The 9,339-nt window shown below is 63.8% G+C and carries 6 protein-coding genes; 1 reads left to right on the top strand and 5 read right to left on the bottom strand.

Features of this window, described 5'->3' with window-relative positions:
- The 4 genes from EN884_RS14395 to secA form a co-directional block, all read right to left on the bottom strand.
- A partial coding sequence (locus EN884_RS14395) for a hypothetical protein (protein ID WP_164895009.1) occupies nucleotides 1–1,143 on the bottom strand: 1,143 nt, incomplete at its 3' end.
- A gap of 232 nt (nucleotides 1,144–1,375) precedes the next feature.
- Nucleotides 1,376–2,656: a GNAT family N-acetyltransferase gene (locus EN884_RS14390; protein WP_063169079.1), complete on the bottom strand. Its 1,281-nt coding sequence runs from the start codon at nucleotides 2,654–2,656 to the stop codon at nucleotides 1,376–1,378.
- A complete protein-coding gene (locus EN884_RS14385; protein ID WP_063169078.1) occupies nucleotides 2,656–4,056 on the bottom strand; it encodes a lipopolysaccharide biosynthesis protein in 1,401 nt (466 codons plus the stop codon). The genes EN884_RS14390 and EN884_RS14385 overlap by 1 nt, the downstream gene beginning before the upstream one ends.
- 457 nt (nucleotides 4,057–4,513) lie before the next feature.
- On the bottom strand, nucleotides 4,514–7,246 hold the full coding sequence (gene secA / locus EN884_RS14375) for a preprotein translocase subunit SecA (RefSeq protein ID WP_063169077.1): 2,733 nt from the start codon (nucleotides 7,244–7,246) through the stop codon (nucleotides 4,514–4,516).
- Nucleotides 7,247–7,492: 246 nt separating this feature from the next.
- On the opposite strand from secA, the gene EN884_RS14370 reads away from it, so the two are divergent.
- Nucleotides 7,493–8,410 (top strand): peptidylprolyl isomerase, encoded by a 918-nt coding sequence (locus tag EN884_RS14370; protein WP_024503787.1) that lies wholly within the window; start codon nucleotides 7,493–7,495, stop codon nucleotides 8,408–8,410.
- 70 nt (nucleotides 8,411–8,480) lie between these two features.
- On the opposite strand, the gene EN884_RS14365 is transcribed toward EN884_RS14370, so the two are convergent.
- Nucleotides 8,481–9,080 (bottom strand): TetR/AcrR family transcriptional regulator, encoded by a 600-nt coding sequence (locus EN884_RS14365; RefSeq protein WP_063169076.1) that lies wholly within the window; start codon nucleotides 9,078–9,080, stop codon nucleotides 8,481–8,483.
- Nucleotides 9,081–9,339: the final 259 nt, after the last annotated feature.

Genomic DNA, 9,339 nt, shown 5'->3' with positions numbered 1-9,339 from the left:
CGTTTCCAGCCTTTGGTGAAGCTGGCGGTTCTCGTTGCGGCAACGGGCATGCGCGAGTTCGTCGGTCATGCCGCGCAAGCGGAGATCGGCGAGTTGAACCTTCACCGCGCCACAGTCTCGGCGCGCCGCGTCGCGCTCCCGGCGTAAATTCGCAATCTCGGTTTCCGAGGTTTGGCGCCGATGCTCGGCCACGTCCTCGGCGCGCTGCCCGGCGCTCGGCGTTGCGCGGACCACGCTTTGATCGGGGGTGCTGCGCTGGAGCAAGCGCAACCTCTTTTCAAGTTCGACGGCCCGTTCCTGCGCGGCGGCGGCGCAATCGCCGAGAACGCCGCGCTGATGCTCGACCGTGGACAGCCGCGCTTGCAGGTCCTGCTGTACAAGCATCTGCGCAGATAGTTTGCCGGTCAGTCGTTCGTTGTGGACTTGGTAGTCCGCGACCTTGGAACGAAGCAGCATGGCGGCCTGTTGCAAGCTGGCGAGCCGCAATGCAACGTCCTCACGCGCCTGCTCGGTGGCTTGCCTGGCCATGGTCTCGTCGCGGAGTTGCCCCGACACGCGCGCCAGGTTCCGTCCCAGGCGCTCGACCTCGACATTCGCTTCGAGGAACCGTGTTGCGCGCTGGCCGGCATGCCTATCCGCCTGCGCAATGGTCTGCCGTGCCCTGTTGAGTTGGACCTCCAGGTCGGCGATGGTCTTGCTTGCGATCGATAGCTCGCGCGATTTTCGCCCAAGCTCTTTCGAGGTGCGATCCTGCAAACGTTGCAGCTTCGCCACCTCTTCCTGCAAGTCCCATTTGTCCGTATCGGGAGCGTCGGCATCGTGCGTTTGCGCATCGAGCCTGGCCACATAGTCCTCAACCAGCGACCACGCCAAGTCGTCATCGTTGGACAAGAGCGAGGAGCCGCGCATGGCGTGGGCCTGACTCGAGCCCGTCCGGGCCGAAGTCGAGCCGAGGGAGGCGGCCAGCGTGTCTGACTGGGCCAATCCGGTCACGGGCTCCTCTTCGAAGAGAGGCAAAGCTTGATGCGTGGCGGCTCGGATGCTTCGAATCAGTTCTTCGAAGTCTTCGTCGGCCCTTCGGACAACGGCGCTGTCGTTCGCACTGATGTGCCGGGCGCCGTTGGCCTCATGATTCAGCGACATTTTTCTCTCATCGCGGACCGAATCACTAGACTATCGTGCATCAAGGACAAGAATGCGAGTAGATCTTGCCGGGTTTCACCGGAAAATTGCTGCAAGAAATCTCGTTTTTTTGAAGCGGAAGTCGATCTTAGCGCTTGCCTCTTGGGCAATCGAAGTAAAGTCCCGGCCACCTCTGTGTCAAATATTGCAGCGAAAATGTGCCATCCTTCCAGAACCGCACCCTTGCCTTTTCTCAGCGCCGCCCCAACAAGCTCTTCATGCGGTTGCGCAGCAGGCGGGCCATGTTGCGGGTTTCGCGGTAGAGGTGCAGTTGCGAGGCGGCCTGGCGGGTGAGGCGGTCGGCGTCCGGCGTCAGGCCGATCACCAGCGTGCCCATCGGCTTGCGCTCGGCCCATAGCCGGCTCATCACCGGATGGTCGGGCACGGCGCAGGAATCGGTCATCATGATGTTGGGATCGTCGAGATGCTGCCCGGTCACCTCGATCATCAGCAAGGTGCCCGGCGAATAGCTGGCCAGCGTCTCGTCATAGGCGGTCTTCCAGGTGTAGGCGATGCCGGCTTCGACGAAGACGATCAGGCAGGCAATGGTGCGGCCGTCGAGCGTCAGCGAATGGATGCGGCACATGTCCTGCTCGGCCAGCCGGTGCACGGCTTCGCGGGCGAAGGCGGCGCGGAAACGGTCGATCGCCATGGCGGTGCGTTCGCGGCCCTTCCAGCCGGCCGCCTCCAGCGTCAGGAAGTTCTCGATGGCGTGGCGGATGTCTTCGGGGCCGCGCGCCACGACATGCTCCAGCCTGCCGAGGTCGCCGAGGCGCCGCTTCAGCCGCCGGAATTCGCGATAATGGTGCGAACGCAGCGAGGCCTTCAGATAATCATCGCCGTCGCGCTCGCTCTCCAGCGCCGGGCGCAGGGTCTGGCCGGTGGTGACCAGCATCAGGCCGCGCGTCTCGGCCACGGTGGCAAACAGGCTCGCCACCGGGCCATCGAGCCGGACATCGGGCAGGACGAACACTTTCGGCAGCTTGAGATGCGGGCGCGACAGCATCGAGAAGAAATCCTCGACGACGCCCACCGGGTCGTCGCGGTCGACCAGCGGCGTGCCGAGCGGACCGAACGGGCTCGACCATGTGCGCATCACCGGCACGCCGAGCGGCACCACCGGCCGTTCCACTGAGAACGGCACCAGAAGGCGCAGCCGGTTGCGGTATTCGTCGCCGTCGCGGATGACCGCCAGCCGCACCTCGCGATCTTCCAGCCGCGGCATGGCGGGCGCAAGGAAACGCGGGTTGAAGAACACGTTGGGCTCGACCGTGCGGGCGCAGAGATAATCCAGCTCCTCGACCAGGTCGAAACCGGCGGATGCCGGGTAGATGGCGAGCTTGCGCTCGGGCCGGTTGTTGGCGAGAATCTCGATATGGGCGGGGTCGGCGTCACGGGTCAGCCCGGCAAGGCCCGACACCATGGCGCCGGCGGTGCCGCCGCTGGTTTCCTCAAGCAACGGGATGGCAGCCATCACGCGGCTCCTTTCGCAGGCACGAAGATAAGCATGACGATGCCGAGCTTGCGCCACACCGTGAAGGACAGCGCGCCGGCTTCGAAGATCATGGCAAAGGCGGTGGCCATGGCCGCGCCCCACAGGCCGAACATCGGGATCAGCATCACGTTGAGGGCGATGTTGAAGGCCAGCGTCATGGCATAGACGGCGGCGCAGATGTTCTGGTTGCCGCTCATCGTCAGCAGGCTTTCGCAGGGGCCGACGGCGGCGCGCGCCGCGACGCCGAAGACGAGCAGGAACAGCAAGGGATAGCCGCTGCTGAATTCCGGGCCGAACAGCACCAGCATCGGCTCGCCGAGCGCCAGCACCAGCAGCGCCATCAACAGCGAAGGCCAGAACGTCCACGACACCGTCTCGCGGGCAAAGGCGGCGAGCCTTTGCGGGTCGCCATGGGTGAACTGGGCGTAGCGCTGGGCAACGCCGGCCTTGACGGCGAAGTAGACGAAATGCACCAGCGCCAGGGTCTTCACCGTGGCGAAATAGACGGCGACGTCATTGGGGTCCATATAGGCGCCGACCATCAGCACGTCGGCATTGGTCAGCAGGAAGAAGAAGCTCTCGACCAGGAAGATCGGCAGCGAGACGACGAACCATTGCGCGAAATGGACCTTCATCGGCCCGGCCGGAATCTGCCGTTCCATGCGCTGGGTGACACCGATAAGCTGGCCGAGCGTTGTGGCGTAGGTGGCGGCGATCGAGGCGAAGATCGCGGTCTTTGCGTCAGGAGCATAGCCCGCCAGCAGCATCAGCGCCATGAACAGCAGGATCAGCACCGGCCGCACCAGATAGGTCGGCGACAGGGCAAACAGCGCCCAGCTGTTGGCGCGTGCCAGGCCCGACAGAAGGTCGGACATGGCGATCATCGGCAGGCAGATGACGCCGAGGATGAACGGGATCACATAGTAGCTCTCGATCCAGGGTGCCGCCAGCCAGACGCCGAGCGCGCCGAGCCCGGCAATCAGCGTCGAGGCGATCAGCACGAACAGACGGCTGGCCAGCACGATGCCGCGCAACTCGTCCATCAAGCCGCGCTCGCGGTATTCGGGAATGTAGCGGATGACGGAGGTGTGGAAGCCCAGGCAGGCGAGATTGCCGACGATGACCATCGTCACCCAGACGAGGACGAAGATGCCGTACTCGAACGAGCCCATCCAGCGTGCCATCAGCACCTGGCTGACGAAGGCAATGACGGCGCTGACGATGCGGACCGAGAAGGCGATAACCGACATGCGGCTGGCCTCGCCGCGCTCGTCGGCGGTGAACAGCACAGCATCGATGCGGCCAAGCAACGGCCCCATGCGCAGCGCCCAACGCTGCGGCAAGAACCGCCCGGCAGTCGTGGCCGCGGAAAAGCGCACCCCGATTTCTCTCCGTTTTCCGCTTCTTTTTCAGGCGTTGGTGTAGCGGAGACACATTAAGAAACGGTTGGGTGAGGAATTTCCTTCGCCCCGTCCCTATACGGGGAGAACGTGCCGGCAGGCGGATGAGGGGCGGCACAGGCGTTTGAGGTTTGCGCCGCTGTTTCATCATCGCCGAGGCGCGCAGCACGGAGACGTTGCCGATCAGGATAGCACCCGGCTTTATCGCAAGATCGTGCCTCAGATGGTGCCTTGGCTGCCAGAGGATGAGGCCGCGCAGCTGAAGTTCGAGTTCGAGGCGGCTTAGTCGGCGGGACATCGCCCCCCTCTGGCCTGCCGGCCATCTCCCCCTCAGGTGGGGAGATTGGCTAATCGCGAACGCAGGCGCCGCCCCTCATCCGGCCCTGCGGGCCACCTTCTCCCCGTATAGTGACGGGAGAAGGAAAGCGCCGCGCCTTTACGCAAACGCCCCATGGCAGTGCTTGTACTTCTTCCCCGAACCGCAGGGGCAGGCTTCGTTGCGGCCTACCTTGCCCCAGGTGGCCTGGTTGTTGGGGTCGCGGTCTTCGGGGGCGACGATTGCGGTTGTCTCCGGGCGGACCAGGAGGGCGGTTTCGCCGCCTTCGAAGTCGTTTTCGCCGGTGCTGCCGTCGATATGGGTGCCGAACATGTCGGGGGCTTCCGGAGGTGGCGCTTCGGCGGCCTGACGGACCAGTTCGACGCGCATCAGCTGCGCGGTGACGGCCTGGCGCAGATTGCCAAGCATGGCCTGGAAGAGTTCGAACGCCTCGCCCTTGTACTCCTGCAGCGGATCGCGCTGGGCGTAGCCGCGGAAGCCGACGACCGAGCGCAGATGGTCGAGATTGACGATGTGCTCGCGCCACAGATGGTCGAGCGTCTGCAGCACCACCGAGCGCTCGACATAGTTCATCACCTCGGGGCCAAAACGCTCGGCGCGCTCCTTGGCGGCGGCTTCGGCGGCCTGCGCGATGCGCTCGCGGATGTCGTCCTCGGCGATGCCCTCTTCCTTGGCCCAGTCCTCGACCGGCAGGTCGAGGTTCAGGAACTCGGCGATCTCGGCCTTCAGCCCGGCAACGTTCCACTGCTCGGCATAGGCGTTTTCGGGAATGGCCTTGGCGACGATCTCGTCGATGACGCCTTCGCGCATCTCGGCGATCGTTTCGGAGAGGCCTTCGCCGTCCATCAGTTCGATGCGCTGCTCGAACACCACCTTGCGCTGGTCGTTGGAGACGTCGTCATATTTCAACAGGTTCTTGCGGATGTCGAAGTTGCGCGCCTCGACCTTCTTCTGCGCCTTTTCCAGCGCCTTGTTGATCCACGGATGGATGATCGCCTCGTCTTCCTTGAGGCCGAGCTTCTGCAGCATGCCGTCCATGCGCTCGGAGCCGAAGATGCGCATCAGATCGTCCTGCAGGGACAGGAAGAATTTCGAGCGGCCGGGGTCGCCTTGTCTTCCTGAACGACCTCTAAGCTGGTTGTCGATGCGGCGCGATTCGTGGCGTTCGGTGGCCAGCACATAGAGGCCGCCGGCGGCCAATGCCTTTTCCTTCAGCCGCTCAATGTCGGCAATGATTTCCTTTTCCCGCGCCTCGCGTTCGGGGCCGGCCGGCATGTCGCCCAGCTCTTCCTCGATCCGCATCTCGGCATTGCCGCCGAGCTTGATGTCGGTGCCGCGGCCGGCCATGTTGGTGGCGATGGTGATGGCGCCGGGCTTGCCGGCCTGGGCGACGATCGCCGCCTCGCGCTCGTGATGGCGAGCGTTCAGCACTTCGAAATCGGTAAAACCTTCCTTGCGCAGGCGCTCGGCCAGCTGCTCGGACTTTTCGATGGAGGTGGTGCCGACCAGCGTCGGCTGGCCCTTGGCGCTGGCTTCGCGGATCTCCCTGACGATCGCCTTGTATTTCTCCTCGACCGTCCGGTAGACCTCGTCGTCCTCGTCGATGCGGATCACCGGCAGATTGGTCGGGATCTCGGTGACTTCGAGGCCGTAGATGTTGCCGAATTCCTCTGCCTCGGTCAGCGCCGTGCCGGTCATGCCGGACAGCTTCTTGTAGAGGCGGAAATAGTTCTGGAAGGTGACGGAGGCGAGCGTCTGGTTCTCCGGCTGGATCGCCACATGCTCCTTGGCTTCGAGCGCCTGGTGCAGGCCTTCCGAATAGCGGCGGCCCGGCATCATGCGGCCGGTGAACTCGTCGATGATGACGATCTCGCCGTTGCGGACGATATAGTCCTTGTCCTTCTGGAACAGCCGGTGCGCCTTCAGCGCGTTATTGACGTGGTGGACGATGGCGACGTTCTCGACGTCGTAGAGCGACTCGCCCTTGAGCAGGCCGGCGTCGCGCAAAAGGTTCTCGAGCTTCTCGGTGCCTTCCTCGGTGAAGATCGAGGTCTTCTGCTTCTCGTCGATCTCATAATCCTGCGGCTGCAGCTGGATGATGAAGGTGTCGATGGTGTTGTACATTTCCGAACGGTCCTCGAGCGGACCGGAAATGATCAACGGCGTGCGTGCCTCGTCGACCAGGATGGAATCGACTTCGTCGACGATCGCGTAATTGTGACCGCGCTGCACCATCTGGGCGCGCTCGTATTTCATGTTGTCGCGCAGATAGTCGAAGCCGAGCTCGTTGTTGGTGGCGTAGGTGACATCGGCGGCGTAGGCGGCGCTGCGCTCCTCGTCGGACAGGCCGTGGACGATGACGCCGACCGAGAGGCCGAGGAATTTGTAGACGCGGCCCATCCATTCGGAGTCGCGGGTGGCCAGATAGTCGTTGACGGTGACGACGTGGACGCCCTTGCCGGCAAGCGCGTTGAGGTAGACCGGCAGCGTCGCGACCAGGGTCTTGCCCTCGCCAGTGCGCATCTCGGCAATGCCGCCATTGTGCAGCACCATGCCGCCGATCAGCTGGACATCGAAGGGGCGCATGCCGAGCACGCGGCGCGCGGCCTCGCGGGCGGTGGCGAAGGCCGGCACCAACAGATCGTCGAGCGTGGCGCCGTTGGCGATGTCCTGGCGGAATTTCGCGGTGCGGCCGACCAATTCCTCATCGGAAAGCGCCCGCATCTCGTTTTCCATGGCGTTGATCGCCTCGACACGGGGCCGGGTCGATTTGACCCGACGGTCGTTGGAGGAACCGAAAACCTTACGGGCGAGACCGCCGAGACTGACCATCCAATGGTCCTTTCGATAGAATTCTCAATCTTGAGATGAGCGCCGGGCGGCCCCATCAATTCCACGTGAACGTGGACAAACACAAAAAGCGCCCGGAAAACGGTTCTGGACGCAAAGTCGTTGGACAGATAAGAGGGGGCTCAACTGATGTCAACGCCGCGCTGGCCCTGCTGGCTGCGCCAAATTCCGCCACAATCTGGCCGATCTGGAAGCACCCCTCTTAACAATCCCCACCGGAGTCCCCCTATGTCCCTGTTGTTTCGCCGCGCGTCGCTCGCCAGCCTTGGCTTGGCCGTCGGCCTGTCGGCCCTTTCGCTCTCGCCTGTGATGGCGCAGCAAACCGCTCCCGCTCCAGCGGATGCAGCAGCGCCAGCCGCGGCACCGGTCGATCCCAATAAGGTTATCGCCACGGTCAACGGTCAGCCCCTGACCGAAGCAGATCTGGTGCTTGCCGAAGGGGAATTGTCGCAGCAGTTCGCACAATTGCCGCCCGAGCAGCGCCGTGCCGCCGCCCTTTCGGCTGCCATCGAGATCCGCGTCATGGCCGCCCAGGCGGTCACCACAGGGCTCGACAAGGATCCCGACTTCCAGCGCCGCATGGCCTTCCTGCAGCAGCGCGCGCTGCATGGCGAGATGGTCGAGAAGGGTGTCGTCGACAAGGTCACCGACGCCGAGGTCCGCGCCCGTTACGACCAGGAAATCGCCAACACGCCGCCCACCAACGAGCTGCATGCCCGTCACATCCTCGTGAAGACGAAGGAAGAGGCCGAGGCGATCATCAAGCAGCTCGACGGCGGCGCCGACTTCCAGAAGCTCGCCAACGAGCACACCAGCGATCCGTCAGGCAAGACCAGCGGCGGCGACCTCGGCTGGTTCGGACCTGGCCAGATGGTGCCGGAGTTCGACAAGGCGGCCTCCGCGCTCGAGGTCGGCAAATACACCGAGCAGCCGGTGCAAACGCAGTTCGGCTGGCATGTCATCAAGCTCGAGGACAAGCGCACCAAGCAGCCGCCGGCCTTCGACGACGTCAAGGACCAGGCCAAGCAGGCGGTCATCCGCGACAAGTATTTCGCGCTGGTCAAGTCGCTGCGCGCCGGCGCCAAGGTCGAGATCCCCGACGCCAACCTGAAGAAGGCGGTCGATACGCTGGAAAGCGCCAAGTAAGACTGGCAGCTTTTTGAAAAAGGGGCGCGGCAGCCAGGGGTTGCCGCGCCCTTTTCATTCATTGCCGTCTTTACGAGGCAGGCGCCGCTATGCCTCGCATCACGTAGTTGACGGCCTTGCCGATGGTCGCTTCGTCCTCGTCGAGCCGGTTGGTCAGCAGATGTCTCCAGGCGAAGGAGGCGATCAGGTCGGCGACGACAGCTGAATCGATTTCGGCCGGGATTTCGCCCCTTGCCTTGGCGCGTTCGATGATCTGGGCGGTATGGGACCGTCGGCCCAGTGAGTAGTCGGCAAGGGCCGCGGCCGCGGTCGCGTCCGACTGTGCCTCGGCGATCAGCGACCGGAACACGCTTCCCGACGATGTCTCGCGCCAGTGGGCGAACAGGTTTTTCAGGAAGCCGACGAGATCCTCCTCCAGCCGCCCGGTATCGGGAACATCGACGCGCTTCTGGCGCTGGTAGACCTCAAGCAGCAACGCCGCCTTGCTCGGCCACCAGCGATAGATGGTGGGTTTGCCGGCGCGGGCCCGCCGCGCCACCGCCTCGATCGAGAAACCGGCATAACCGGCTTCGACCAGTACGGTCTCGGCGGCTTGGAGAATGGCCTCGGCGCTGTCGGGATTGCGCCGCGCACCGATCGATCTGCGCGCCGGATCGGCGTCCTCGGCCATCTCTGTCGTCCTCGCCAAACACTTCGCCGGCAATATAGGTGACCCGACGCTCAAACGAAACGGCGCGTTTTCAAGCTTCTGGAGACTGGCTAGTCGGGGCAGGGGTTGGTCGTTTTCTGGGAACCTTACCGGCGTGTTGGTTGGCGAGGTCCCAAAAGCAAAACCCGCCGGGACGGCGGGTCACTGGTGCAAATCAGCACCATGGACGAAAATGTAGCATAGCTGCTCTCACCCTGTCAAGAATAAATTCCTATTGAGA

The sequence above is a fragment of the Mesorhizobium sp. M7A.F.Ca.AU.001.01.1.1 genome, from assembly GCF_004022735.1.
GTDB lineage: Bacteria > Pseudomonadota > Alphaproteobacteria > Rhizobiales > Rhizobiaceae > Mesorhizobium > Mesorhizobium ciceri.
Note: the sequence above shows the minus strand (reverse complement) of the source record. Positions and strands in the feature narration are given on the sequence as shown.

Coding starts and splice junctions, on each gene's coding strand:
- EN884_RS14365 (WP_063169076.1), bottom strand. CDS start 9,080: ATGGCCGAGGACGCCGATCCGGCGCGCAGATCGATCGGTGCGCGGCGC.
- secA (WP_063169077.1), bottom strand. CDS start 7,246: ATGGTCAGTCTCGGCGGTCTCGCCCGTAAGGTTTTCGGTTCCTCCAAC.
- EN884_RS14390 (WP_063169079.1), bottom strand. CDS start 2,656: ATGGCTGCCATCCCGTTGCTTGAGGAAACCAGCGGCGGCACCGCCGGC.
- EN884_RS14370 (WP_024503787.1), top strand. CDS start 7,493: ATGTCCCTGTTGTTTCGCCGCGCGTCGCTCGCCAGCCTTGGCTTGGCC.